General features: G+C 73.5%; 24 protein-coding genes. 13 read left to right on the forward strand and 11 right to left on the reverse strand.

Translation table 11 applies throughout. The features are described 5' to 3' along the window. Positions 1-11 precede the first annotated feature (11 nt). The gene (locus ABD437_RS09555) at positions 12-1,136 is read left to right on the forward strand and encodes a phosphotransferase (RefSeq protein ID WP_344648556.1); all 1,125 of its coding nucleotides are present in this window, start codon (positions 12-14) and stop codon (positions 1,134-1,136) included. Between the two features lie 8 nt (positions 1,137-1,144). On the opposite strand, the gene ABD437_RS09560 is transcribed toward ABD437_RS09555, so the two are convergent. After that, a complete protein-coding gene (locus tag ABD437_RS09560) occupies positions 1,145-1,558 on the reverse strand; it encodes a PPOX class F420-dependent oxidoreductase (RefSeq protein ID WP_344648402.1) in 414 nt (137 codons plus the stop codon). 317 nt (positions 1,559-1,875) lie between these two features. Between ABD437_RS09560 and ABD437_RS09565 the strand changes: the two genes are divergently transcribed. Next, the gene (locus ABD437_RS09565; RefSeq protein ID WP_344648403.1) at positions 1,876-2,997 is read left to right on the forward strand and encodes an aggregation-promoting factor C-terminal-like domain-containing protein; all 1,122 of its coding nucleotides are present in this window, start codon (positions 1,876-1,878) and stop codon (positions 2,995-2,997) included. Positions 2,998-3,055: 58 nt separating this feature from the next. Next, positions 3,056-5,365, forward strand: a complete 2,310-nt coding sequence (locus ABD437_RS09570; protein WP_344648404.1) for a putative bifunctional diguanylate cyclase/phosphodiesterase — start codon at positions 3,056-3,058, stop codon at positions 5,363-5,365. Here ABD437_RS09570 and ABD437_RS09575 read toward each other — a convergent pair. Together ABD437_RS09575 and ABD437_RS09580 are read right to left on the reverse strand one after the other, a co-directional pair. Continuing rightward, positions 5,274-6,365, reverse strand: coding sequence for a calcium:cation antiporter (locus tag ABD437_RS09575; RefSeq protein WP_425558126.1), 1,092 nt, complete (start codon positions 6,363-6,365; stop codon positions 5,274-5,276). The two genes, ABD437_RS09570 and ABD437_RS09575, sit on opposite strands and share 92 nt — an antisense overlap. A gap of 36 nt (positions 6,366-6,401) precedes the next feature. Next, positions 6,402-7,595: a sugar efflux transporter gene (locus ABD437_RS09580; protein ID WP_344648405.1), complete on the reverse strand. Its 1,194-nt coding sequence runs from the start codon at positions 7,593-7,595 to the stop codon at positions 6,402-6,404. Between the two features lie 157 nt (positions 7,596-7,752). Between ABD437_RS09580 and ABD437_RS09585 the strand changes: the two genes are divergently transcribed. Further along, complete coding sequence (locus tag ABD437_RS09585; protein WP_344648406.1) at positions 7,753-9,138, forward strand: GH1 family beta-glucosidase; 1,386 nt, start codon at positions 7,753-7,755, stop codon at positions 9,136-9,138. Positions 9,139-9,187: 49 nt separating this feature from the next. Here ABD437_RS09585 and ABD437_RS09590 read toward each other — a convergent pair whose 3' ends face one another. The 4 genes from ABD437_RS09590 to ABD437_RS09605 are packed head-to-tail and all read right to left on the reverse strand — an operon-like array spanning position 9,188 to position 11,005. Beyond that, positions 9,188-9,730 (reverse strand): hypothetical protein, encoded by a 543-nt coding sequence (locus tag ABD437_RS09590; protein WP_344648407.1) that lies wholly within the window; start codon positions 9,728-9,730, stop codon positions 9,188-9,190. Between the two features lie 10 nt (positions 9,731-9,740). Further along, complete coding sequence (locus tag ABD437_RS09595) at positions 9,741-9,863, reverse strand: hypothetical protein (protein WP_344648408.1); 123 nt, start codon at positions 9,861-9,863, stop codon at positions 9,741-9,743. A 21-nt stretch (positions 9,864-9,884) separates the two neighbouring features. After that, positions 9,885-10,175: a DUF3253 domain-containing protein gene (locus ABD437_RS09600; RefSeq protein WP_344648409.1), complete on the reverse strand. Its 291-nt coding sequence runs from the start codon at positions 10,173-10,175 to the stop codon at positions 9,885-9,887. Further along, the gene (locus ABD437_RS09605) at positions 10,172-11,005 is read right to left on the reverse strand and encodes a DNA-formamidopyrimidine glycosylase family protein (protein WP_344648410.1); all 834 of its coding nucleotides are present in this window, start codon (positions 11,003-11,005) and stop codon (positions 10,172-10,174) included. Before ABD437_RS09605 ends, ABD437_RS09600 begins: the two co-directional genes overlap by 4 nt. A 161-nt stretch (positions 11,006-11,166) precedes the next feature. Here ABD437_RS09605 and ABD437_RS09610 point away from each other — a divergent pair, with 161 nt between their 5' ends. Together ABD437_RS09610 and ABD437_RS09615 are read left to right on the forward strand one after the other, a co-directional pair. Beyond that, on the forward strand, positions 11,167-11,610 hold the full coding sequence (locus ABD437_RS09610) for a hypothetical protein (protein ID WP_344648411.1): 444 nt from the start codon (positions 11,167-11,169) through the stop codon (positions 11,608-11,610). Between the two features lie 76 nt (positions 11,611-11,686). Beyond that, the gene (locus tag ABD437_RS09615) at positions 11,687-12,556 is read left to right on the forward strand and encodes an SMP-30/gluconolactonase/LRE family protein (protein ID WP_344648412.1); all 870 of its coding nucleotides are present in this window, start codon (positions 11,687-11,689) and stop codon (positions 12,554-12,556) included. A gap of 39 nt (positions 12,557-12,595) precedes the next feature. Here ABD437_RS09615 and ABD437_RS09620 read toward each other — a convergent pair whose 3' ends face one another. From ABD437_RS09620 to ABD437_RS09635, 4 genes are all read right to left on the reverse strand, one after another. Beyond that, a complete protein-coding gene (locus tag ABD437_RS09620; RefSeq protein WP_344648413.1) occupies positions 12,596-13,390 on the reverse strand; it encodes an alpha/beta hydrolase in 795 nt (264 codons plus the stop codon). Between the two features lie 53 nt (positions 13,391-13,443). Beyond that, on the reverse strand, positions 13,444-14,397 hold the full coding sequence (locus ABD437_RS09625; protein WP_344648414.1) for a helix-turn-helix domain-containing protein: 954 nt from the start codon (positions 14,395-14,397) through the stop codon (positions 13,444-13,446). A gap of 76 nt (positions 14,398-14,473) precedes the next feature. Next, positions 14,474-17,116 (reverse strand): helix-turn-helix transcriptional regulator, encoded by a 2,643-nt coding sequence (locus ABD437_RS09630; protein ID WP_344648415.1) that lies wholly within the window; start codon positions 17,114-17,116, stop codon positions 14,474-14,476. Positions 17,117-17,155: 39 nt separating this feature from the next. Beyond that, positions 17,156-17,809, reverse strand: a complete 654-nt coding sequence (locus ABD437_RS09635) for a GntR family transcriptional regulator (RefSeq protein ID WP_344648416.1) — start codon at positions 17,807-17,809, stop codon at positions 17,156-17,158. 79 nt (positions 17,810-17,888) lie between these two features. Here ABD437_RS09635 and ABD437_RS09640 point away from each other — a divergent pair, with 79 nt between their 5' ends. From ABD437_RS09640 to ABD437_RS09670, 7 genes are read left to right on the forward strand one after another with little or no spacing between them, the layout of a single operon-like run. Beyond that, positions 17,889-18,629: an FAD binding domain-containing protein gene (locus ABD437_RS09640; protein WP_344648417.1), complete on the forward strand. Its 741-nt coding sequence runs from the start codon at positions 17,889-17,891 to the stop codon at positions 18,627-18,629. Between the two features lie 11 nt (positions 18,630-18,640). Next, on the forward strand, positions 18,641-19,123 hold the full coding sequence (locus ABD437_RS09645) for a (2Fe-2S)-binding protein (RefSeq protein ID WP_344648418.1): 483 nt from the start codon (positions 18,641-18,643) through the stop codon (positions 19,121-19,123). Beyond that, a complete protein-coding gene (locus ABD437_RS09650; protein ID WP_344648419.1) occupies positions 19,120-20,478 on the forward strand; it encodes a xanthine dehydrogenase family protein molybdopterin-binding subunit in 1,359 nt (452 codons plus the stop codon). The genes ABD437_RS09645 and ABD437_RS09650 overlap by 4 nt, the downstream gene beginning before the upstream one ends. Next, the gene (locus ABD437_RS09655; protein ID WP_344648420.1) at positions 20,478-21,488 is read left to right on the forward strand and encodes a xanthine dehydrogenase family protein molybdopterin-binding subunit; all 1,011 of its coding nucleotides are present in this window, start codon (positions 20,478-20,480) and stop codon (positions 21,486-21,488) included. The genes ABD437_RS09650 and ABD437_RS09655 overlap by 1 nt, the downstream gene beginning before the upstream one ends. Next, positions 21,475-22,284: an AAA family ATPase gene (locus tag ABD437_RS09660; protein WP_344648421.1), complete on the forward strand. Its 810-nt coding sequence runs from the start codon at positions 21,475-21,477 to the stop codon at positions 22,282-22,284. Before ABD437_RS09655 ends, ABD437_RS09660 begins: the two co-directional genes overlap by 14 nt. Then, positions 22,281-23,342 carry a vWA domain-containing protein gene (locus ABD437_RS09665; protein WP_344648422.1) on the forward strand — a complete coding sequence of 354 codons (1,062 nt, stop codon included), beginning with the start codon at positions 22,281-22,283 and terminating at the stop codon, positions 23,340-23,342. Before ABD437_RS09660 ends, ABD437_RS09665 begins: the two co-directional genes overlap by 4 nt. After that, on the forward strand, positions 23,339-24,229 hold the full coding sequence (locus tag ABD437_RS09670) for an amidohydrolase family protein (protein WP_344648423.1): 891 nt from the start codon (positions 23,339-23,341) through the stop codon (positions 24,227-24,229). Before ABD437_RS09665 ends, ABD437_RS09670 begins: the two co-directional genes overlap by 4 nt. Positions 24,230-24,239: the final 10 nt, after the last annotated feature.

The following is a 24,239-nucleotide window of genomic DNA, read 5'->3' on the forward strand; positions in this document are numbered from 1 at the left end:
CGTCATTGTCCGTGGCTGTACGGGGCACGATCACGATCGCCCGCGAAATGGCGCGGTGCGGAATCAGCCGGGCCGTGCCCGGGCGATTACCGGATCGGGCCGACCGGGTCAGCGCGGAGTGGCTCTCCTCGGCGCTCGGGCGGCCGGTGCGCAGCGTGTCGGTGCTCAGCCAGGACTCCGGCACCGCGGCCAGGGCCCGGATCGCGCTGGACGCCGAACCCGGCCGGGTCTTCGTCAAGCTGACACCGCGCGACGTCCGGCAGCAGGTGCTGATGAACGTCGTCGGGCTGGGGCACCGGGAGGTGCTGTTCTACCGCGCGGTGGGCGCGGACGTCCCGATCCGGGTGCCGCGCTGTCACGCCGCGTTCGAGGACCCGTCGCTCGGGCGGATCGTCCTGGTGCTGGAGGACCTCACCGGCCGGGCCACGTTCCGCGACGTCCGGGACGGCGTCGGCGTGGCCGAGGCCGAGGCGGTCGTGGACGCGTTGGCCGGCCTGCACGCCGCGCTCTGGGAGTCACCCCGGCTGACCGGCGCGCTCGCCGGGCTCGGGCCGCTGCGCCGCTCCCCGGTGGTCGGCGTGTTCGGGCGCGCACTGGTGCGGCGCGCGCTGGGCCGCCCGGCCGGGCCGGTCGCCGACCTGGTCCCGGCCGACCTGGTGCGGCGCGGCCGGGTGGTGGCGGAGAACCTCGAGGCCATCGACGAGTTCTGGGCGGCGCAGCCCCGGACGCTGACGCACGGCGACCCGCACCTGGGCAACCTGTTCTTCGAGGGGGACGCGCCGGGCTTCCTGGACTGGCAGGTCGCGACGGTCTGCCCGGGCATCCGCGACGTGGCGTACTTCCTGGTGACGTCCCTGGCGCCGACGACCGCGCGGGAGCACGAGCGCCGGCTGGTGGACCGGTACGCCCAGCGGCTGGCCGCCGCCGGCGTCGAGGCCGACCCGGCCCCGCTCTGGACCGCCTACCGGGCGATCGCCGCCGAGCCCTACATCGCCGCGCTGGCCACCGCCGGAGCCGGCGAACGCATGCAGCCGCGGGCCGTCGCCCGCTCCGCCGTGGCCAGGGCGGCCGCCGCCGTGCAGGCGCTCGACACGTTCGACGCGATCGCCGATCTGGTCGGTGTCCGCCGCGGCTGATCCGGCCGCTACGTCCAGGGCCCCACGCCGCCGACGCGTCCGACGCGGTAGCGGACGACGAAACCCGGTCCCCTCGGGGCCGGGAACGTGTCCTGCGGTGACATGTAGACCTTGGTGAGGCGGTCGAGCAGGTCCCAGGCGTCGTCGGAGGGGTGGACGGTCGCCCGGGCCGTCAGCACCGCGTACTCGTTGAGCACGACGCTCGGATCGCGCGGCGCCAGGAACGACAGCACCACCCGCGGGTCCCGCTCGATGTTGCGCAGCTTGACGTAACGGCCCAGGTGTCCACTGACGAGCTCGTCGCCGTCGAGACCGATCCAGACGACGCTCACCTGCGGGCTGCCGTCCGGGTTCACCGTGCTCAGATGGGTCAGCGGGCCGGACTCGATCAGCCGGCGGAGTTCGGGTGGGAGGGTGCTCACGGCGCCGACCGTAACCGCGCACCGGGCTCGGGGGCGGTTCTGTCGGAAAGTGACGGCAGGCTGTCCGGAACCGGTGCATCTCATCAGCCTTCCGGGTGAAGGCGGAGCCTTCGGGTCCTCGCGCCGAGGGGGTGCGGTACCGTCGCGCAGTGCTCGATGGGCAAGGAACGACTGCCGGGACGGAAGAGCGGGAAAGTGATCTCGTTCCTAAGGTGCCTACTGCGGCGACTCCTGTCAGCTGGTGGGGCGGAGAGCCGGCCTCTCGCGCCGGCGGCCGGAGCGCTGACCCCGCCGGTCCGGTAGCGTCCTCGGCCCCGGTGCTCCCGGCGCCCCGCCCGGCTCCGGACGGCGACGGCACCGTCCCCCTCCGGCACGTCTCCGCGACGCCCGGCGCCGGCGACGGGCCCCGGGCCTACTCACCGGGCGACGACCGGACCGCGGAGTTATCCGCCGCGCCGGTTCCGCCGGCCTACCGTCCCCCGGCGCAGCGCGGCCCGGCCGAGGCGGCGACGATCCCGGACGCCGCCTCCGCGCCCACCGGCTGGACCCAGCGCCCGGCGCCCGACCGCACCGCCGCCGCACCGGGCCGGGGCCCGGACTCCCCGGCCGCGGCCGGCTGGTCGAGCGGGCCCGCCGCCCCGGCCGAAGCCCCGGCCGGGCCGGGCCACCCCGCGGCGCAGCCCGACCCGAACCGGTACGGCGCCGACGCGCCGGTGCCCGAGGCGCCGCCCTCGTACCCCGGTCAGCACCGGGCTCCGCGCCCCAAGTACTTCGCCCTGCGCATCGCCGCGGTCGTCGTCCTGGTGTTCGGCGCCGCGGTCGGCGTCGCGTTCACGGTCATCGGGGACTCCGACCCCGACACCGTGCAGGTCGCCGACGACCTGTCCCCGGACGACCCGGCCGTCTCCCCCACCGCCGGCCCGGAAGCGGCCACACCCTCCCCCACCCAGCCGGACCCGGCCGAGCAGCAGCAGGCCATCGACGACGCCCGGAGCCGGGCCGAGGAGAAGGCCGCGGACGCCCAGGCCGACGCGGCCGCGATCGCCGACGACGCCGCCGAGGCACGCGAGAAGCGCGCCAAGGAGACCGGCTCGACCGGCGCCCCGGTGCCCACCGCCCCGGTCGACTGCGAGACGCTGAGCGGCAACAAGAACACCGGCTGCGCGCTGCTCTCCGAGTTCGGGTTCCCCACCAGCGAGATGACCTGCCTCGAACAGCTCTGGACCAAGGAGAGCGGCTGGAACGAGAAGGCGGAGAACACCAGTTCGGGTGCGTACGGCATCCCGCAGGCGCTGCCCGGCAACAAGATGGCCACGGTCGCCGACGACTGGCGCACCAACCCGGCCACCCAGATCCGCTGGGGTCTCGGCTACATCAAGGGCCGCTACCAGACCCCCTGCGGCGCCTGGAACTACTTCCAGAACAACGGCAGCTACTGACGCTTCAAGCGCGCCCCGCGTCGGCCGATAGGAGAACCAGGCCGACGAGAGGGGTGGCATGGAGGGGTCCACGCGCTGGACGCTGCGCGCTCGCCGCTCCGTCGTCGTTCTCACCGGCATCGTCGTCGCGGGCCAGATCGTCGGCTTCACCGTCGACGGGGCCCGTAACCCCGTGTTCGGCCTGTCGCTGCTCACCCTGGACACGCTCGGGCTGATCTACAGCGCCAGGGCCGCCCGCCGGTCGGCCTCGCGGCGCATCTGGGCCACCACGGCCGCCGGTCGGGGCCTCTCCGTGCTGGCCACCCTCTCGTTCACCGTCGCCGAGCTCACCGGCAACTCGGGCTGGCCGTGGTTCTTCGCGATCGTCTCCGGCCTGGCGATGTTCACCGCGCTGTCGGCGGCGTGCCTGGCGGTCACCACCGAGCGCTACGACCCGCGCCAGCGCCGGGCGTTCCTCGCCGAAGCCGTCACGGTGCTGAGCAGCGCGTTCGTCGTCGCCTGGTACTTCATCCTGCACCCGGCGATCGACCGGAGCACCCCGTCGGAGCTGCTCTACGACATCGGTTACCCGCTGGGGAACCTCCTGCTGCTGGCCGCGGTGTGCGCGGTGCTGCTCCGCGGCGCGGTCGCCCACCTCACCCGGCCGGTCGCGCTGCTGCTCGGCGGCATGCTGCTCTACGCGGTCGGCGACATCGCGTTCTCGGCGATGCGTGTCCACGGCGAGCAGGGCAACGCCAACACCCCGGCGGGCGTCGCGCTGGTCTTCGCGTCGCTGCTGATGACGGTCGGCGCGATGGAGGAGTGCGCGTTGCCGCCCACCGTCCGCGACGCCCGGCTGACCCGGATGCCGGCCTGGTCGATGGCCCTGCCGTACGTGGCGGTGGCCGTGGGCAACGTGATGATGCTGGTCGCGACCGTGCACGCGGACAACCGCGACCTGTGGGGCGGCCTGCTGCTCGGCCAGGCCCTGATGACGACGGCGCTCGCGGTGCGTCAGCTGATCAGCCTGCGCGAGAGCAGCGAACGCAACGTGGTGGACCCGCTCACCGGCCTGGCCAACCTCACCGGGCTGCAGGCCGCCGCGCGCCGCGCCCAGCAGCGCCGGGAGCCGGTCGCGCTCCTGCTGCTCGACCTGGACGGCTTCAAGCAGATCAACGACCGGTACGGCCACGAGGTCGGCAACACCGTGCTGATCGAGTTCGCCCGTACGCTGCGCGGCGCGATCCGCGGGCACGACACCGCGGCCCGGGTCGGCGGCGACGAGTTCGTCATCCTGCAGACCGGCGCCACCACCGAGGCCCAGGCCGTCGTCGTGGCCGAGCGGGTGCTGGCCGCGCTCGCGGCCACCAAGGTGCGCTTCGGCGACGAGACGATCCCGATCCGTACCAGCATCGGCCTGGCCGTCGGGTCGGCCACCGACTCGCCGCAGGAGCTCCAGCACAAGGCCGACCTGGCGATGTACGAGTCGAAGCGCGCCGGGACGCACGGCTGGAAGGCCTACGACGAGTCGATGACCGACCGGCGCAACCGCGACGCGCTGCTGGCCGCCGAACTCGAGCAGGCCGGCGACCAGCTCTCGGTGCTCTACCAGCCGCTCGTCGACCTCTCCACCGGCACCGCGGTCGCGGTCGAGACCCTGCTGCGCTGGCACCACCCGACGCTCGGCCCGATCTCGCCGGCGGAGTTCGTGCCGATCGCCGAGCGCAGCGGCGCGATCGACGACATCGGCCGCCGGGTCCTGGACCAGGCCTGCCGCCAGGTCCGGGCCTGGGTGGACGCCGGTGCCGACCCGGCCTTCTACGCCAGCGTCAACGTCTCACCCCGCCAGCTCGAGGACCCCGCGTTCCTCGACGACGTGCTCGGCGTCCTGGAGCGCAGCGGCCTGGCCCCGCGCAACCTCGTGCTGGAGATCACCGAGACCGCGATCGTCGACCAGCGCACCGCGATCCCGGTGCTCACCGCGTTGCGCGAGCGGGGCATCCGGATCGCGATCGACGACTTCGGCACCGGGTACTCGGCGCTGCACTACCTGACCCGGCTGCCCGTCGACGTCCTCAAGATCGACGGGAGCTTCGTGGCGCAGCTCAACGGCACCCGGCAGGGCGCGGCGGTCACCGAGGCGATCATCCGGCTCGGTCAGATCCTCGAGCTCACCACCGTGGGCGAGGGCATCGAGACCGCCGCGCAGGCCGCGGAGCTGCAGGCCCTGGGGTGCGCGATCGGGCAGGGTTACCTGTTCGCGCGCCCCGCGACCGCCGCCGACCTGGACCCGATGATCACGGGGCGATCGCCAGGAACAGGAACGCGGCCAGCAGAACCAGGTGGACGCCACCCTGCAGCCGCGTCGCCCTCCCCGGGACCACGGTGAGCACGCTGACCATGACGGTGAGCGCGAGCAGCACCATCTGAGTCGCCCCCAGGCCCAGCGACAGGGGTCCGTCGAGCCAGATCGACGCGATCGCGATCGCCGGGATCGTCAGGCCGATGCTGGCCATGGCCGAGCCGAGCGCCAGGTTGAGCGTGATCTGGATGCGGTTGCGCAGCGCCGCGTTGGTGGCGGCCAACGTCTCGGGCAGCAGCACCAGCAGCGCGATCACCACACCGACGAACGACTGCGGCAGGCCGGCGCCCTTCACGGCCGCCTCGATCGCCGGGGACTCCAGCTTGGCCAGACCCACGACGCCGACCAGCGCGACGACGAGCAGGGCCAGGCTGATCGCGGCGGCCCGGCCGGACGGCGGCGCCGCGTGCTCCTCGCGCGCGTCGACGACCTCGCCCTCCAGCGTCACCGGCAGGAAGAAGTCCCGGTGCCGGACGGTCTGGGTGAGCACGAACATGCCCCAGAGCACCAGCGACGCGACCGCGGCGAAGGCCAGCTGCGCCGGGGAGAACTCCGGGCCGGGGCGGCTGGTGGTGAACGTCGGCAGCACCAGGCTCAGCGCCGCCAGCGTCGCGACCGTGGCCAGCGCACCGCCGGTGCCCTCGGCGTTGAACGCGAGGATCCCGTGTTTGCGTGCCCCGACCAGCAGGCCGAGGCCGACGATGCCGTTGAGCGTGATCATCACCGCGGCGAACACGGTGTCGCGGGCGAGCACCGAGGCCTCCGACCCGCCCGACGCCATCAGCGTGACGATCAGGCCGACCTCGATCACGGTGACCGCGACCGCCAGGATCAGCGACCCGAACGGCTCACCCACCCGGTGCGCGACCACCTCGGCGTGGTGCACGGCGGCCAGCACCGCTCCGGCCAGCAGCAGGGCGACGACCGTCACCGCGACCGGCCCGAGCTCGCGGCCCCAGGCCAGCGCGAGCGCGACGAGCGCGGCCACGGGTACCGCCGCGGTCCAGTGTTTCAGGTAGGCAGCCACGTCCCAACCCTGTCAGACCGTTCGCGGAATGGCCCGTCAGCGCGTCCGTCGGGTGACCAACAACGCTAGACCGGCCAGGCTGAGCACCGCCGCGGCCGCGAACCCGAACCGGTAGCCGACCTGCTGCGCGATGCCCAGCAGCGGGGCCGCGAGCGTGGATCCGATCGGGAACGCGTTGCTGAAGAGCGTCGACGCCCGGCCCGGTCTGCTCGGGAGCAGGTCCTGGAAGTACGTGATGCCGATGCCCTGGATCAGCGCGATGCCCGACGCGTTGAGCAGCTGGGCGACCGCCACCTGCCCGGTGCCCGCCGAGAGCGCCGCGGTGCCGAGGTAGAGCGCGGACACCAGCGGCCCGACCAGGAACAGCCGCCGCACGCCGACCCGCCCGGCGAGCGCTCCGAACGCGAGAATCAGCGGGATCTCCAGGAACGCGCAGAGGCCCAGGATGAAACCGGTGTCCCGGACGTCGCCGTTCAGGTCGGCGTTCACGAACAACGGCAGGATCTGGACGCTGAGCGTCGCGGCCGTCTGAATCAGGACGAGCGCGACCACGTTGAGCCGCAGGACGCCTTCGGAGACGTCGGCGCCGCGCTTCTCCGTGTTCTCCACCGGCGCTCCCGCGGCCGGGCGCGCGTCGGCCGGGTCGGGCTCGGGGAGGCCGAAGCGGGTGAGCAGCGCGACGGCCGCGAAGATCGCCGCCGCGACGCCGAAGATCAGCGTGTAGCCCCCGACCTCGATCAGGATCGCGGCGACCAGCGGCCCCGCGACCCAGCTCGCCGACATCAGCGTCCGCAGCACGCTCACGCTGAACGTGCCCCGGTCGCCCCCGCCGACCACCACCCGGGCGTACGCGAACAGCTGCGGCAGCGCCGCCGTCGAGACCGCGATCGCCGTCGCGGTGACGAAGAGCAGCACCCAGTAGTTCCGGACGAACGCGCTCAGCCCGCTGCCGACGACACCGGCCAGCGCCGCCGCGACGATCAGCCGGCTGCGGTACGGACCGGTATCGGAGAGGCGGCCGATCAGGCTGGCCGCGACCACCCCGCTCACCGGGGCCACGATCAGGAACACGGTGACCAGCAGCGGCCCGGCGTGCACCGCGTCGGTGAGGAAGAGCGCCCGGAACGGGAACATCATCGCCATCGACAGGCCGACGGCGAGGAACACGAGCGAGAGCGGTACCCAGAGCCGCGCGCCCTCGCGGGTGCGGGCTTCGGCGACCGCCGTCATCGGGGCGGGCGCCGGACTATATCCGTCTTTGGGGGCACTGGGGTGACGAACGCGGCAAGCACGTACCCATCATGCCCGCTGCCCCGCCCCCGCGCGCAACGGGATATGGGAAGCTGTGAGAGCGCTATCATACTCCCAGGGAGAGCGAGGACCAGAGATGCAGTTCCCCGCTGAGTTCGTGTTCGGCTCCGCGACCGCGTCGTACCAGATCGAGGGGGCCGCTCAGGAGGACGGCCGCGGCCCGTCGATCTGGGACACCTTCAGCCACACGCCCGGCAAGGTGCTCAACGGCGACACCGGTGACGTCGCCGACGACCACTACCACCGGCTCGACGCCGACCTCGACCTCATGGCCGAGCTCGGCCTCGAGGCGTACCGGTTCTCGATCGCCTGGCCCCGGATCATCCCGGCCGGCCGGGGCGCGGTGAACCAGGCCGGCCTGGACTTCTACTCCCGCCTGGTCGACGGGCTGGTGGCCCGCAACATCCGCCCGGTGGCCACGCTTTACCACTGGGACCTGCCGCAGGCGCTCGAGGACGAGGGCGGCTGGACGGTCCGGAGCACGGCCGAGGCGTTCGCCGCGTACGCCCGGGTGGTCGGCGAGGCCCTCGGCGACCGCGTCCACACCTGGACGACGCTGAACGAGCCCTGGTGCTCGGCGTACCTCGGCTACAGCTCCGGTGTCCACGCGCCCGGCCGCACCGAGCCGCTGGCCGCGCTGACCGCGGTGCACCACCTGAACCTGGCCCACGGGCTGGCGCTGCGCGAGCTCCGCCAGGTCGTCCGGGCCGACGCCGAGTTCTCGGTGACGCTCAACCTGCACGTCTTCCGCCCGGTCGGCGCGACCGGCGAGGAGGCCCGGCGCAAGGTCGACGCGCTGGCCAACGGCGTCTTCCTGGGGCCGATGCTCGAGGGCGCCTACCCGGCCGACTCGCTCGAGGTGACCAGCGGCATCACCGACTGGTCGTTCGTGCGGGACGGTGACCTGGAGATCATCCGCCAGCCCATCGACGTCCTCGGCGTGAACTACTACAGCACCAACCGGGTGCAGCTCTGGGACGGCAGCGGCGAGCGCCTGCGCGCCGACGGGCACGGCGCGTCGTCGGCCACCGCCTGGCCCGGCGCCGACGACGTCGAGTTCCTGCCCACCGACCCGCCGCACACCGACATGGGCTGGAACATCGACCCGCAGGGCCTGGAGGACCTGCTGGTCGAGCTGGGCGAGCGCTACCCCGACCAGGCGCTGATGGTCACCGAGAACGGCGCCGCGTTCCCGGACGTCGTCGCCGAGGACGGCCAGATCCACGACGCCGACCGCACCGACTACGTCCGCCGCCACCTGCGCGCGGTGGCCAACGTCCGCGCGAAGGGCGTGGACGTGCGCGGCTACTTCCTGTGGTCGCTGCTGGACAACTTCGAGTGGTCCTACGGGTACTCGAAGCGCTTCGGCATCGTCCGGGTCGACTACGACACGCTCGAGCGCACCCCCAAGGACAGCGCCCGCTGGTACGCCTCCCTGGTCCGCTCCCGCACCCTGGACTGACCCGCACCCCCGGCCGGCGCCCCCCGTCGGCCGGGGCCGCGCCGTCCGCTCAGCTCGGTGTCGAGACGTACGCGAACGGGGCGGTGACGTTGCCGTTGAACGCCTCGGCCGCCTCCAGGGCGAGCTGTAAGCGCTTGCGGGGGCTCATCCGGGTGCGAGCGGTCGCGTACAGCGCGCCCAGCGCCACCTCCTCGCCGGCGCCGACCGCGTCGTAGCCGTGGGCGGACTCGCCGACCTGGTAGTCCGAGTCGACGTTGAACAGCCGCCCCGCGACGCCGACCAGGAACACGCCGCCGCATTCGCGTTCGTTGTCCTTGCTCGCCCAGCCGCCGGTCTTCAGGCATTCACGCAGCCCGTCGACGAACGTCGTCGACAGGAAGCGCTCGAGGTCGGTGGCCGGGGGCTCGGGTGGTGTCCAGGCCCAGCGGATCAGCTGGCCCATCCGGAAGCTGGTCGTGAAGCCGAACGCGTACGACCCGGTCACGAACACCTTGGAGTCGGCGCGGGTGTGCACGACGTAGCCGGAGACCCCGGCCGAGTCACCACCGATGTGGACGGTTCCGCCGCTGGCGATACCGACGATCGCAGTCATGCGCGCGATCCTAGGGGTAGGGGTGGGTGATGCCATCCGCGCGAATCCGCCACACCGACCGGCGCGGCGGCGGCCCGGTGACCGTCCGCTCCGGCGCCGGCGGCAGCGCGGGCAGGGTGAACGCGCTCCGCACCGGCTCGACGACAACCGCGGATCAGCGCGCGTTTCCGGGGCGGCGGGCGGGTCGGACGCGGGTGCGGATCCGGATCGGGCCACGTACCGTCTCCGGGTCGACCACCTCGCCGCCCTGGGTGATCTCGACCCGTCCGGCCGCCACCAGGCGCCGGGCGGCCGCCCGCACCGGTTCCATCAGCGGCCGCCAGTTTTCGCCGCCCAGCTGCCGGGCCACCTCGGAGGGGCAGATGGTGGCCCCGGTGGCGCGCCGGGCCAGCAGGTCGAGGATCGACGACTCGAGCCGCCCGTCCGATCCGGTCGTCCCGCTCACCGCGTGCGCCCGGGGCCGGGAGGCGGGCCGGGCTGGCAGCGCGGGCACCACCAGGTGCGGCGGCGTTCGGGGTCGCCGCTGACCTCGGCCACCACCTCGATCCGGGTGCCGCAGCGCCGGCACGGCCGCCCGGCCCGGCCGGACACCCAGTGGCTGTTCCCGGGCCGGGTGTCGCCGGTGGTGACCTGGGTGGCGCCGGGCGTGCTGACCGAGAACCGCAGCAGCCGGGCGGCCAGATCCACCAGGGCGGGCACGTCGACGTCGCGCACCGGCGTCCACGGCGAGAGCCCGCGCAGGTAACACAGTTCGTTGACCCAGAGGTTGCCGAGGCCGGCCATCCGGGTCTGGTCGAGCAGCGCGGCGCTGACCGCCCGGTCCGCGTCGGCGGTGAGCCGGTCGATCGCCAGGGCGCGGTCCCAGTCCTCGCGCAGCGGATCGGGGCCGAGGTGCGCGGTCAGCCCGCCCTCGTCGGCGGTCCGCACCAGTTCGACCACCGGAAGCTTGATCCCGGCGGCGCTGCGCCCGTTCGCGAAGTCCAGCCGGACCCGCACGTCCGGCTCGATCCGGCGCGGCAGCCGTTTGCCGGGCCCGAGCACCGTCCAGGAGCCGTCCATCCGCAGGTGGGTGTGCAGGGTGAGCGGACCGCTGTGCGGGTCGTCGAACCGGGTCAGCAGGTGTTTGCCGTGCGTGTGGGTGGCCAGCAGGGTGGCGCCGGACAGGTCGGCGGTGGCGTGGCGCGGTACCCGGAAGTCCGAGCGGCGCACGACCTCGCCGCGCAGCCGGTCGTTCAACCGGCGCGCGAGCAGGAACACGGTGTCTCCCTCGGGCACCGCCCCATCATCCCTGACGACCAGCGGAGTCGGGGCAGACAACCACTCACGGTCGGGGCCGCGCGACGCTCGCGCGACAGTGCTCCACTTCCGGAGAATTCGCGGAGAACCCCGGTTACCGTGTCGCGTTCGATCAGCTCACTCCCACGGGGGAAAGCGCGATGCGCGAGGCATTACAGACCAAGGCGTTCCAGATCGTCGCTCCGGTGCTCCAGCCCGGAGAGCAGCCGGTCGCGGCGGTGCGCACGAACGTCGGCAAGTTCACCGACAGCCGGGCCGGCACCGTGCTGAAGAAGGGACTGGTCATGGAGGGCGTCGGCGGGGTCGGCGCGGCGGTGCTCATGGCCAGGAAGGAACAGTTCGTGGTGCTCACCGACCGCCGGCTGATCTTCCTGCAGCAGACCATGCTGGGCGGGCCGGGCAAGAAGGTGCTCGGCGAGGTGCCGCGTCACCACGTCTCGCTGGTGGAGGCCCAGATCGGGCTGTTCACGCTGCTGCGTCTCGCGTTCGGCAACCAGGGCGACGGGGTGGCGCTGACCTTCCCGCGCCAGGACAAGCGCAACGCGGTGGCGCTGGCCGAGGCGCTGGGCCACCGGCAGGCCTGATCCCCCGGTGTCGACCGGTCCGGCCGAACCGGTCGAACCGGTCGACACCGCGCCCGATGTGAGCTTCGATCACCTGATGACAGCGGTAGAGCCGGGCGCCCGGCTGGAGCGGGTCTGGACCGGCGGGAGCTGGGGTGAGGGCCCCGTCTGGCTGCCCGGCACCCAGAGCGTGCGGTGGAGTGAGATCCACGGCAACACGATCTACGAGTACGACTCGCGCACCGGGCGGACCCACGTGCACCGGCGGAACGTCGAGTTCACCAACGGGCGCACGCTCGACCTGGCCGGGCGGGTGCTGCAGTGCTCGCACGGGCGCCGCTGCGTCGAGATGGAGGTCGACGGCGAGCCGACGACGCTCGTCGACCGGTGGGGCGAGCACCGGCTCAACTCACCCAACGACATCGTCGTGGCCTCCGACGGGGCGATCTGGTTCACCGACCCGCCGTACGGCATCACCGAGCCCGACGAGGGTCACCCGGGCGAGATGGAGTACGGCGGGTGCTGGGTGTTCCGCTACCGGCCCGGCCCCGGAGTCCTCGAGCCCGCGATCACCGAGCTGCGGCGCCCCAACGGGCTGGCGTTCTCCCCGGACGAGAGCCTGCTCTACGTGTCCGACACGGTCGACACCGCTCGCGGCCTGATCCGGGTCTACGACGTGGCCGGGGGCACGGCGAGCAACGGACGTGACTTCGCCACCGTGCTGCCGGGCTGCTCCGACGGCTTCCGCGTCGACGTGACCGGGCGGATCTGGACGTCGAGCCTGGACGCGGTGCAGGTGCTCTCGCCCGACGGCCGGCTGGTGACCCGGATCCCGGTGCCGGAGAAGGTGTCCAACCTCTGCTTCGGCGGCCCGGACGGCACCGACCTGTACGTCACCGCGTCCACCAGCCTCTACCGGATCCGCACGCTCACCACCGACGCCACCTGGGGCCGGACGCAGCGGTGAGCGGCGCCCGCCACCCGGCGGGCGCACTCCGACCGGGGCTCAGCGGCGGTGCTTCACCGCCCAGTCGACCGCGTAGTCGGCGACCGCCTCCCAGCCCGGCTCGGCGCACGTCCAGTGCGAACGCCCCGGGAACTCGTGGTACTCGGTCAGCGCCGACGACTTCGCGTAGTGCTTGGCGTTCGACCTGTTCACCGACGGCGGCATGATGTGGTCGGAGCCGCCGCCGATGAACAGCAGCGGCGCGCGGTCGTCCCGGTCGTAGTCGACCCAGGTCTCCTGGTGGCCGGGCGTGAGGTTGGCGAGCAGGCCGTAGGCCCAGATCCAGTTGCCCGGCGCCGGGATCGCGTAGCGTTCGAACGCCTTGTCGGACTCCTCGCGCGGCAGCGTGTTGGCGAACGCGTAGTGGAACTGTTCCGGCGTGAAGCCCACCGCACGGTGGTAGGTGGCCGGGTTGCTCAGCGTCGGGAACAGCGAGCGCACCTGGGAGAGCGGCGTGACGTGCACACCCTCGGTGGGTGCCGAGTCGATCACCACCGCCGCGCTGCCCAGGCCGCGGGCGACCAGGAGCTGGGTCAGCGTCCCGCCGAAGGAGTGTCCGATCAGGATCGGCGACTCGTCGAGCGACTCGACCACCCCGGCCAGGTGGTCGACGGTCCCGGGCACGGTGAGGTTCGCGATGACGTCGGTGTTCGTCCGCAGCGCCTCGACCTCGATCTCGAAGCCGGGGTAGGCCGGGGTGACCACGCGGTGGCCCTTGGACTCGAGGTAGGGAACCCACGCCTCCCAGCTGCGCGGGGTCATCCAGAGGCCGTGGATCAGGACGATCGTGCTCATGCGTCGTACTCCTTGGGGAAGGCGAGCCGGTGCCCGGGTGGAACAGCAGGAAATCAACGGTTCAGCGCTCTCCACTCGCGGGCGGTCACCCCGTAGGCGGCGCGGAAGCGCTGGGCGAAGTGCGAGCGGTTCACGAAACCCCACCGGTAGGCGACCGCCGCGATCGTGCGGTGACGGGCCGCCGGGTCGGCCAGCTCGTCGCGGACGCGCTCCAGCCGGCGGGTGATGATCCACTGCTCGAGCCGGATCCCGGCCGCCGCGCAGACCTTGTACAGGTGCCGCTCGGACACGTGGTGGGCGGCCGCGATCGCCGTCGGCGTCAGGTCGGGGTCGGCGAGGTTCGTGTCGACGAAGAACTTCACCTGCTCCAGGAAGACCGCGTCCAGCGCCGGCCGGGCGTGCCGCCGGTCGTGCGCGGCCGAGGCCACCAGCGCACGCACCAGCTCGATCGTGGCCGCGCCGAGCTGCGCGGCCGCCGGGTCGGCGGTCAGCGCGGACTGGTCGCGGAACAGCTCGCGCAGGTGCCGGGACATCAGCCGGTACAGCGGGCTGCTCGCGAGGGCACCGCGGGCCCGGTGGACGGAGTCGAGCGGCAGACCCAGCTGGTCGCCGGGCACGTGCAGCGTGTACGCCCACGTGGTGGTGTGCCGCTCGTGCTCGAACGGGGCGCTCATCTCCAGCAGGTAGAGCGCGTTGCGGGCCGAGGCCACCCGGGTGCCGGACTGGGTCTGGAACCCGTCGCCGCGCAACGTCACGCCGAGGGCGACCACCGGTGGGCCGGACGAGCCCCGGGCCTGCCGCCGGGTGCGGAACGCGCGGTGCGGCGAGGTGCGCGTGTTGAGCAGCCGCACCGGGCCGAGGTTCCACGATTCGAGGCGCAGCTCGGCCTCGTGCGCGGTCGGCGGCTGCTCCCAGACCGAGGCGTGGGCCGCCTCGCGCATCATCGTCGCGATCGCGTCGGCGCGCTCGTGCCGCGCGAGCGACGCCGTGTCGTAGACCTGCAGCACTCCCGCCCCCTCCACGTGTTCCGCCCAGCCTCCGGTGCCGGTGGCACCGCGCGGACCACGTGGGGCGCGTAGTCCGTTACCCGAGGCGCCCCCCGAGCTGGCGCCGGGAGGTGATGCCGAGCCGCTGGTAGATCTTGCGGAGGTGGTAGTCGACCGTGTTCGGGCTGATGAACAGCGCCGCGCCGATCTCGGCGTTGGTGGCGCCCCCGGCGGCGAGGCGCGCGACCGAGAGCTCCTGCGCGGTCAGCGGCGCACCGTCGGACGACGGGGTCAGCGCCGCCAGCTCGGCGCGGGCCCGCTCGGCGAACGCGGGCGCGGCGGCGTCCTCGAACATCTCCAGCGCGCGCCGCGCCTGCTCGCGGGCCTCGCGCCGCCGCCGGACCCGGCGCAGCCACTCGCCGTAGACCAGGTGCGCGCGGGCCCGCTCGACCGGCGGACCGGCCACGCTCACCGCCTCGGTGTAACACGCCTCGTCGTCGGTGATCAGCGCGCGCGAGCGCCGCGCGATCAGCGTGGCCCACGGTGCTCGGTTGGCGGCCGCGATCTCCTCCAGCCGCGCGGTGATCGCGGCGGCCTCGTCCGGGTGACCGCTGCGCGCGGCCGCCTCGGCGAAGTCCCCGTAGTTCAGCGGCGTGACGTGCAGGAACGGGTCGTCGACGAACGGCTTCAACCGGGCGTAGGCGTCCTGGTAGCGGCGCTCGGCCAGGTCGCGGACGCCCAGCGCGGACACGCCGGCCGCGTGCACCCCGCCCCACCCGACCGCGAGCGCGCCGTCGGCGATCGCCTCGACGTGCTCGCGCGGCCCGCCCGACCAGGCCAGCAGCGCGCCGTTCACGACGTGCTCGGCGTCCCAGCCGAGGGCGCGTCGCAGCCGGCGGACCCGGGCCATGTGTTCCTCGGACTCGCGTGGTGTGCCGATGCTCAGCAGCGACAGCGACATCGTCCACAGCACGGTGTCGATGACCTGCAGGGAACCCAGTTCCCGGGCGGTCTCCACGACCCGGTCGACGGTGCGGCGGATCGCGTCGGCGTCCCAGAGCGCGGTGTGCAGCGGTACCCCGACCAGGCCGTACCGGATCAGGTCCGGGCCGGTGAGCGAGTCGATCACCGCGGCCGCGGCACGCAGGTCGGGCACCGCCTCGCGGTAGGGGCGCAGCAGCAGCGTGCCGAACGCGCGCAGGATCGTGCCGGCGACCCCGTCGGCGAGCGCGGCGCCGTCGAGCATGCGCCGCCCGAGCGTCGTCAGCGGCACGTCGGTGGTGCTGCGCTCGACCGGGAGCAGGCGGTTGAACGCCATGATCAGCGCGTCCTGCTCGGCGGCGACGTCGTGCCCGGAGAAGCACGCGGCCGCGGTGAGCATCTCGGCGGCGCCACGCACGATCGCCGGTTCGCCGGTGAAGAACGCGTGGCCGACGCGGACGCTGATCAGGCGGCCGCGGGTGACGTGGTCGACCGCGTCGTCACGCAGGTCCTCGACCAGGCTGCGGGCGAGCCCGGCGGCGCCGGCGGCCAGGGCGGCCTCGGCCGCGGTGAGCAGGCGGCGGTCGCGGACCGGGCCGGGTGGACTCAGCCGGGCCGCCTCGGTCAGCACGTCCGCGCGGGACCGGAAACCGCCGCGGCGCCCGGCCAGGTCGGCGACCTGCTCCAGCCGGTCGGCGACGTCGGGGTCGGTGCCGACGGTGGCTTTCGCGGCGTGCCAGGCCGCCTGCTCCACCAGCCCGAGCTCGGCGGCGCTCGCGGAGAGCGCCCGGTGCGCCCGCCGCCGCTCCGCGCCGGACACGCCGTTGTAGACCGCCGAGCGCACCAGCGCGTGCCGGAACCGCAACGTGCTTCCCAGCTCGACGAGGCCGGTGAGGTCGGGTTCGTCGCCCGCGGTGTCGGGGAGGCCGAGCGCCGCGGCGGCGGCGCGGACGAGGTCGACGTTGCCGGTGGAGTCGGCCGCGGCGATCAGCAGCCACTCCTGCCGCTGCGACGCCGTGCCGCGCACCTGGCGCAGGTACAGCTGCTCGAGCCGGCTGCCGACCGGGATCGGCTCGTCGGCGACCGTGAGCTGCTTGACGCTCAGCTCGCCGGCCAGGTCGATCAGCGCGAGCGGGTTCCCGCCGGTCGCGGCGACGATCCGCGCGGCGGTCGCCGGGTCGATCGGGTCCGCCGACACCGAGCGCAGCAGCGTCGCGGCCGAACCGGCGTCCAGGCCGCCGAGGCGCAGCAGCGGCACGCCGGCCAGCGCGAGCTCGCCCCGGGCGGCGAACACGAACGCGACCGGCTCGGCCTCCAGCCGTCGCGCGACGAAACCCAGCGCCTCGAGCGACTCGGCGTCGAGCAGGTGCGCGTCGTCGACGAGGCCGAGCAGCGGCTCCCGGGCGGCGATCAGCAGCCCCAGCACGCCCAGGCCGACCAGGTAGCGGTCGGGTGCCGGCCCGTCGGCCAGGCCGGCCGCGACACGCAACGCCTCCTGCTGGCGTCCGGGCAGGCCGGGGAGGTGTTCACGCAGCGGGAGCACCAGCCGGTGCACGCCGGCGTACGGGATCGCCGACTCGGCCTCGTAGCCCTCCAGCCGGATCACCCGGGGCCCGGTCACGGCGCTCAGCAGCGCGGTCTTGCCGATCCCCGGTTCGCCGACGACGAGCAGCGCCCCGCCGTGTCCGTCCCGCGCCGCGGCGACCAGCTCGTCGAGCCGCCCCAGTTCCTCGTCCCGGCCGTGTAACCGCTCTCGCACGGCCACATCCTGCCGGTTACCGGGGCGCGGCGGTAGCGGTCACCCGGCCGGTGCCGCCAGCGCGTCCTCGGCGACCACCGGGAGCTCGGCGTAGGCCAGCTGGTGCTCGCGTGCGTGGCGGCACGCGTCCTCGACGTTGCCGGCTCGCATCACGTCGAGCAGGTCCCGGTGCTCGGCCGCGACCGCGGTGAGCGACGGTTCCAGCGTCACCAGCGCGATCATCGTGCGCGCCTCGATCTGCAGCGCCTCCCACGACCGGCGCAGCAGCAGGTTGTCGCCGGCCTCGACGACGTGCCGGTGGAACGCGACGCTGGCCGCGCAGACGCCGTCCCGGTCGCCGTCGGCCGCGCAGCGCGACATCTCGGTCACCGCCGCGGCGAGCACGTCGGCGGAGAACGAGCCACGCAGCATCGCCAGGCGGGTGGCGGCCTCCTCGAGCGCCGCACGCACCACATAGGCCTCGCGGATCGTCTGCTCGGCGAACGGCACGACGGTGCGGCCGTGGCGCGGCCGGCTCTGGATCAGCGCGAGACCCTCCAGCTCGCGCAGCGCCTCGCGCACCGGGGCCTGACTGGTGCCGAACTCGGCCGCGATCCGGGTCTCCACCAGGCGTTCGCCGTCGGTGAGCTCCCCGGTGACGATGCGGTGGAGCAGCGCGTCCCGGATCTGTTCGCTCAACGTCGGCTTGGTCACGTGTCGATCATGCCTTGACCGCGGCGGCACGCCGTTCCTAGGGTGTTATCGATATCGATAATTTTATCGGAGGTCGCACGTGTTCAGCGCAGTGCACGTCCCCCGAGATCCGGCCGCCGCCCACCAGGCCTTACGCGACGGTGGCACGGTGCTGGCCGGTGGCACCTGGCTCATGCCCCGGTTCAACGAGCGCGCGTTCCCGCCGACCGGCCTGATCAGCCTGCGTCGCGCCGGGCTCGACGGCGTCGAGGTCGACGGCACGGAGGTCCGGCTCGGCGCGGCCACCACGCTGGCCACGCTCGAGGCCGACGACCGCCTGGCGTTCCTCCGGCCGTGCCTGCGTGCCCTCGCCTCTCCCCCGGTACGCAGCCTGGCCACCGTCGGCGGCAACCTGTTCGTCCCGCAGCCCTACGGTGACCTCGCGGTGGCGCTGCTCGCGCTGGACGCCACCGTCGAGGTGTACGGCGGCCGGCGCGTGCCGCTCGCCGACGGTGTCCCCGCCGGCGAGCTGGTCACCGCGGTGACGTTCGCGGTGCCGGCGCGCTTCCGCTTCCACAAGGCCACCCGCCGCCGCCACAACTCGGCCGCGATCGTCAGCGTGGCGGTCGACGGCGAACGCATCGCGCTCGGCGGGGTGGCCCCGCGTCCGCTGCGCGCGCACGCCGCCGAGGCGGTGCTGCGTGCCGACCCCGGCGCGGTCGAGGCCGCCGCCGAGGCCATGCGTGCGCACCTGGCGCCGGCCGACGACGCGTACGCCTCGGCCTGGTACCGCCACCGCGTCTTCCCGGTCCACCTCCGACGAGCCCTGCTCGGCCGCTGAAGGAGCACCGCATGGCTTCTCATCTGGTCACCCTGACCGTGAACGGCGCGCCGACCGAGCTGATCGCCCGCCCGGCCACCACCCTGCTGCTGGCGCTGCGCGAGTCGCTCGGCCTGACCGGGGCCAAGCGCGGCTGCGCCCAGGGCAGCTGCGGCAGCTGCACGGTGCTGCTCGACGGCGCACCGGTGGTGTCCTGCCTCGTCCCGCTGGCCACTGTGGACGAGGCGACGGTCACCACGATCGAGGGCGTCGCCGGCGCGGACGGCACGCTGGACGACGTCCAGCAGGCCTTCCTGGACGGGTTCGCGATGCAGTGCGGGTACTGCACGCCGGGCATGATCATGTCGGCCGAGGCGCTGCTGGAGCGCAACCCCGATCCCACCCGGGAGGAGGTCGAGGAGGCGCTCTCCGGCAACGTGTGCCGGTGCACCGGCTACACGCCGATCGTCACGGCCGTCCTCGACGCGGCGCGGCGGCGGACGGCGGCGTCATGACGACGATCGACCACGACTACTTCCGCGACGAGCGCGCGGGCTCGTTCCACGTCATCGGGTCGACGGTGCAGCGGGCGGACGCGCGCGGGCACGTCACCGGCCGCACCGCGTTCTTCGAGGACACCAACCCGCCCGGGCTCACGCACCTGAAGATCCACCGGTCCACCCGGCACCACGCGCTGATCAACTCCGTCGACGTCGCGCCGGCCTACGACGTGCCCGGCGTGCTGCGCGTGATCACCCACGCCGACGTGCCGTCGAACTGGTACAACGTGCTGCGCCTGATCGGGATCGAGCCCGACGACGAGCCCGTGCTGGCCGAGGACCGGGTGCTCTACCGGGGCGAACCGATCGTGGCCGTGGTGGCCACCACCGAGGAGGCGGCCCGGGAGGGCGCCGCGCGGGTCACCGTCGACTACACCGACCTCCCACCGGTGTTCGACGTCGAGGAGGCCCTGACCGCGCCGCCGTTCAAGCGCAGCGGCACGAACTGGTTCGTCTACGAGGGCCACCACTGCCGCCGGGTGCGCTTCGGCGACGTCGAGGCGGGCTTCGCGGCCGCCGACCACGTCTTCAGCTGGCGCTACAGCTCGGCCCCGATCGAGCACGCGCCGACCGAGACGACCGGCTGCGTCGTCGTTCCGCAGGGCAACGGGCGGCTGCGCATCCACAGCAACACCCAGGCGTGTTTCTTCACCCTGGACAACACCGCGCTGATCATCGACCGGCCGTTCGCCGATCTGCAGGTCGTCGGCGGCACGGTCGGCGGGGGGTTCGGCGGCAAGGTCGACGTGATGGTCGAGCCGCTGGCCTGCATCGCCGCGTCGCTCACGAACCGGCCGGTCAAGTTCGTCTACAGCCGCGAGGAGGAGATGCAGGTCTCCTCGCCGCGGGCGGCCGAACGGCTCTACATCACCGACGGCGTGACGGCCGACGGGCGCATCGTCGCGCGCAAGGTCGTGCTCTACGTCGACGCGGGCGCGTACCAGCGGCACAGCCCGTACGGCACCACGAAGGCCGCGGCCCACCTGCCCGGCCCGTACGCGATCCCCAACGTGTACGTCGACGCCCACTGCGTGTTCACGAACCGGACGCCGTCCAGCGCGATGCGGGGGTTCGGGGTGACGATCGCCGACTTCGCGCTGGAGTCGCAGATGGACCGGCTGGCCCGCGAGCTGGGGATCGGGCCGCTGGAGTTCCGGCTGATCAACGCGTACCGGGACGGGGACATGAAGGCGCACCGGAAGGTCGCCGAGGGCACCGCGCTGATCGAGGTCGTGCAACGCGCCGCGGACCTGGTGGCGTATCCGCTGGCGCCCGAGTTCCGCGCCCTGTCCTCCGGGAAGGAACGCTGATGGCACTGCGTCGCGGCCGGGGTTACGCCTCGGTCAACTACCCCACCGGCATGAACCTCGGCGGCGACCCGTCGCAGGCCCTCGTGCACGCCACCACGATGGGCGCGTTCGTCGTCACGCTCTCCTCGGTCGACCTCGGGCAGGGCATCACGACCGTCGCCCGGCAGTGCGCGGCCGAGACGCTCGGGGTGCCGGTCGAGAGCGTGATCGTCGACACCGCCGACACCGACACCGGCCCGCACTGCATGGGCACGTTCGCCAGCCGCGGCACGCACCGCGTCGGCAACGCGGTGATCATGGCCGCGAACGAGGCCCGCGCGGTGATGCTGCAGGTCGCGGCGGACGAGCTGGAGACCGACGCCGAGGACCTGGAGACCGACGGCACCGGCTACATCGTGGTCAAGGGCGCCGCGCAGCGCCGTATCCACGTCAGCGACGTCGCGCTGGCCGCGCACTTCGCCCAGGGCCGGACGATCTCCGGGCGCGGGATCTACCTGAAGGAACGCAACTATCCCGATCCGGAGACCGGGGAGATGGACCCGGACTCCTGCCAGGCCCACGCGTGCACGGTGGCCGACGTCGTGGTCGACGACGAGACCGGTGTCGTCGAGGTGGTCAGCCTGCACAACACCTACGAGGTCGGGCGCACGATCAACCCGGGCCTGGCCACCCAGCAGGTCGAGGGCGGCGCCTGGATGGGCGTCTCGCACGCGCTGTTCGAGTCGTGCGAGCCGGGCTATCCCGCGTCCCGCGACCACGGGCCGACCAGCTTCAGCGACTACCTGATGCCCGGCCCGGCCGACTGCCCGACCCAGGTCAGCGTGCTGCTCGAACGCCCGGCCGGCACCGGCCCGTTCGGGGCGAAGGGCATCGGGGAGATGACCGCGAACGCACCGATCCCGGCCATCGCCAACGCGATCTACGACGCGGTCGGCGTCCGCCTCACGGTGATGCCGTTCACCCCGGAGTCGGTGCTGCGCGGACTGGATGCGCTGCGTGAACCGCGCTGAGCTGGCGGACGCGCTCCGGCGCCGGCGCTACCTGGCCGACGACGGGCTGGTCACCGCGATCCACCTGGCCGGGAAGCTCGAGCTGCCGCTGCTGCTCGAAGGCGAGCCCGGCGTCGGCAAGACCGAGGTGGCCACCGCGCTCTCCCAGGTGTCCGGCCGCACGCTGGTGCGGCTGCAGTGTTACGAAGGGCTCGACGCCGCCCACGCCCTGTACGAGTGGGACTACCCGAAACAGCTCCTGCAGCTGAAGTCGGGTGCCGACATCTACTCGGCACCGTTCCTGCTCGAACGGCCGCTGCTGGCCGCGCTGCGCACCCCGTCGGTGCTCCTGATCGACGAGATCGACCGGGCCGACGCCGAGTTCGAGGCGTTCCTGCTGGAGTTCCTGGCCGACTTCCGGATCACGATCCCCGAACTCGGCCCGGTCCACGCCGGGACCCCACCGATCGTCGTGCTGACGTCCAACCGCACCCGCGACCTGCACGACGCCCTCAAACGCCGGTGCCTCTACCACTGGATCCCCTACCCGGACGCCGCCCGCGAACGCGAGATCGTCCGGGTCAAGGCCCCCGGCCTGGACACCGAGAGCGCCCGGCGCCTGGTCGACGCGGTCAACGCGGTCCGCGACCTCGGGCCGGTCAAACGGCCGGGCATCGCGGAGTCGATCGCCTGGGCCCGGGGCGCGCAGGTGCTCACCGACGAGGGCGTCCCGTGGCCGGACGCGCTCCGGCGCGCACTGGGGCTGCTGGTGAAGTACGAGGAGGACGTCCGGCTGGCGCAGGGGGTGCTGACGTGATCGGCCCGATGACCGACCACCTGCACGGGTTCGTCGGTGACCTGGCGGCCCACGGCGTCGGCGTCACCCCGGAGAAGACGGTCCGCTTCCTGCGCGCGGTCGACCCGGCCGACCTGTACTGGACCGCCCGGATCACGCTCACCGCCTCGCCCGCCGAGCACGAGATCTTCGAACCGATCTTCTGGCGCTGGTTCGCCGACCTGCCGGTGGCCCCGGTACCGACGCCCGGCACCACCGAGACCCCGGCCCCCGGTGGCGAGCGCGGCCACGACGCGACCGAACTCCACCCCGACCCCGGCAGCGGCCTCACCGCGAGCCCCACCGCCCGCCCCGGTCACCTCCGGTTCGCGGTGACCACCCAGCACCACCTCCTCGCCCGGATCCGGCGTGACCTACCGTCGGCCCTCCCCCGGGTGACCGACCGGCGGCGCCGCCCGGCCCGGCGCGGCGACACGCTCGACGTCCGGCGCGTCGCCCGCGAGGCCGCACGCACCCACGGCGAGGTGGTCCACCTGCGCTGGCGGCGACGCCCCACCCGGCCGCGCCGGCTCGTGCTGCTGATCGACGTCTCCGGGTCGATGAAACGGCACACCGCGGACCTGCTCCGGTTCGGACACGCGGCCGTGCGCTCGTGCGAGCGGGCCGAGGTGTTCACGTTCGGCACCGAGCTCACGCACGCCACACCGGCCCTGCGCGTCGCCGACCCGGACGCGGCGCTGGCCGGGCTCGCGTCGAGCGTCCTCGACGCCGAGGGCGGCACCCGGATCGGGCACGCGCTCACCGGCTTCCTGGCCGACCACCGGGCCCTGGTCCGCGGTGCGGTGGTCGTCGTGTTCTCCGACGGCCTGGAACGCGGGGATCCCGCCGCGATGGTGGCCGCGGTCCGGCACCTGCGCCGGCTCGGCCACCGCCTGGTGTGGTGGTCGCCGCTGGCCCGCGACCCGGCGTACCGGCCGGTCACCCGGGCGATGGCCGCGGTCGCCGGGAACCTCGCCGCGCTGGAGGGGGTCGACGACCTGGAGTCCGCGTACCGTGCCCGGAAAGGACTGTGCCCGTGACCTACACCGGTCCGATCGTCGACGCCCACCACCACGTCTGGCGCCGGGACGACCTCGAGTGGCTCTCCGGAGCACCGGTGCCCCGGATCTTCGGTCCGTACGAGCCGATCCGGCGCGACTACCTGATCGACGAGTACGTCGCCGACGCGACCGGCGCGGGCATCACCGAGTCGGTCTACGTGCAGACGAACTGGCCGCTGCCCCGGGTGCTCGACGAGGTGCGGTGGCTCGCCGACGTGCACGCGGCCAGCGGGTGGCCCACCGCGGTGATCGGCGCCGCGAACCTCTTCGAACCGGCCGCCCGGATCCTGCGCGCGCAGGCGTCGCTGTCGCCGCTCCTGCGCGGCACCCGTCATCAGCTGCACTGGCACGAACGCCCCGAGTTCCGGTTCGCCGCGCGCCCCGACGCGCTGCTCGACCCGGTGCTGGCCCGGAACCTGGCCGTCGTCGAGGAACTCGGCTGGCTGTTCGAGCTCCAGGTCTTCCCCGCCCAGATGGCCGACGCGGCGACGCTCGTCGCCGCCTTCCCCGGGCTCACGTTCGTGCTGGTCCACGCGGGAATGCTGATTCCCGGCGAGGACGAGGCCTGGCGCGCCGGCATGAGCCGGCTGGCCGAGCAGCCGAACGTCGTCGTGAAGCTCACCGGCCAGGGCACGTTCGTGCACCGCGTCGATCCCGGCCTGCTCCGGCTCGTCACCGACACCGTGCTGGAGCTGTTCGGCCCGGAGCGCGCGATGTTCGGCACGAACTTCCCGATCGAGAAACTCTGGACCACGATGCCGACGCTCGTCGACGCCTGGCGGGCCGCGCTCGCCGGGCTCCCGGCCGAGCAGCAGCGCTGGATCTTCGCCGAGAACGCCCGACGCGTCTACCGCCTGACCGACTGAGAGGAACACC

The sequence above is a fragment of the Cryptosporangium japonicum genome (assembly GCF_039524755.1).
Taxonomy (GTDB): domain Bacteria; phylum Actinomycetota; class Actinomycetes; order Mycobacteriales; family Cryptosporangiaceae; genus Cryptosporangium; species Cryptosporangium japonicum.

Coding starts and splice junctions, on each gene's coding strand:
- ABD437_RS09585 (WP_344648406.1), top strand. CDS start 7,753: ATGCAGTTCCCCGCTGAGTTCGTGTTCGGCTCCGCGACCGCGTCGTAC.
- ABD437_RS09570 (WP_344648404.1), top strand. CDS start 3,056: ATGGAGGGGTCCACGCGCTGGACGCTGCGCGCTCGCCGCTCCGTCGTC.
- ABD437_RS09655 (WP_344648420.1), top strand. CDS start 20,478: ATGGCACTGCGTCGCGGCCGGGGTTACGCCTCGGTCAACTACCCCACC.
- ABD437_RS09580 (WP_344648405.1), bottom strand. CDS start 7,595: ATGACGGCGGTCGCCGAAGCCCGCACCCGCGAGGGCGCGCGGCTCTGG.
- ABD437_RS09650 (WP_344648419.1), top strand. CDS start 19,120: ATGACGACGATCGACCACGACTACTTCCGCGACGAGCGCGCGGGCTCG.
- ABD437_RS09590 (WP_344648407.1), bottom strand. CDS start 9,730: ATGACTGCGATCGTCGGTATCGCCAGCGGCGGAACCGTCCACATCGGT.
- ABD437_RS09610 (WP_344648411.1), top strand. CDS start 11,167: ATGCGCGAGGCATTACAGACCAAGGCGTTCCAGATCGTCGCTCCGGTG.
- ABD437_RS09615 (WP_344648412.1), top strand. CDS start 11,687: ATGACAGCGGTAGAGCCGGGCGCCCGGCTGGAGCGGGTCTGGACCGGC.
- ABD437_RS09645 (WP_344648418.1), top strand. CDS start 18,641: ATGGCTTCTCATCTGGTCACCCTGACCGTGAACGGCGCGCCGACCGAG.
- ABD437_RS09620 (WP_344648413.1), bottom strand. CDS start 13,390: ATGAGCACGATCGTCCTGATCCACGGCCTCTGGATGACCCCGCGCAGC.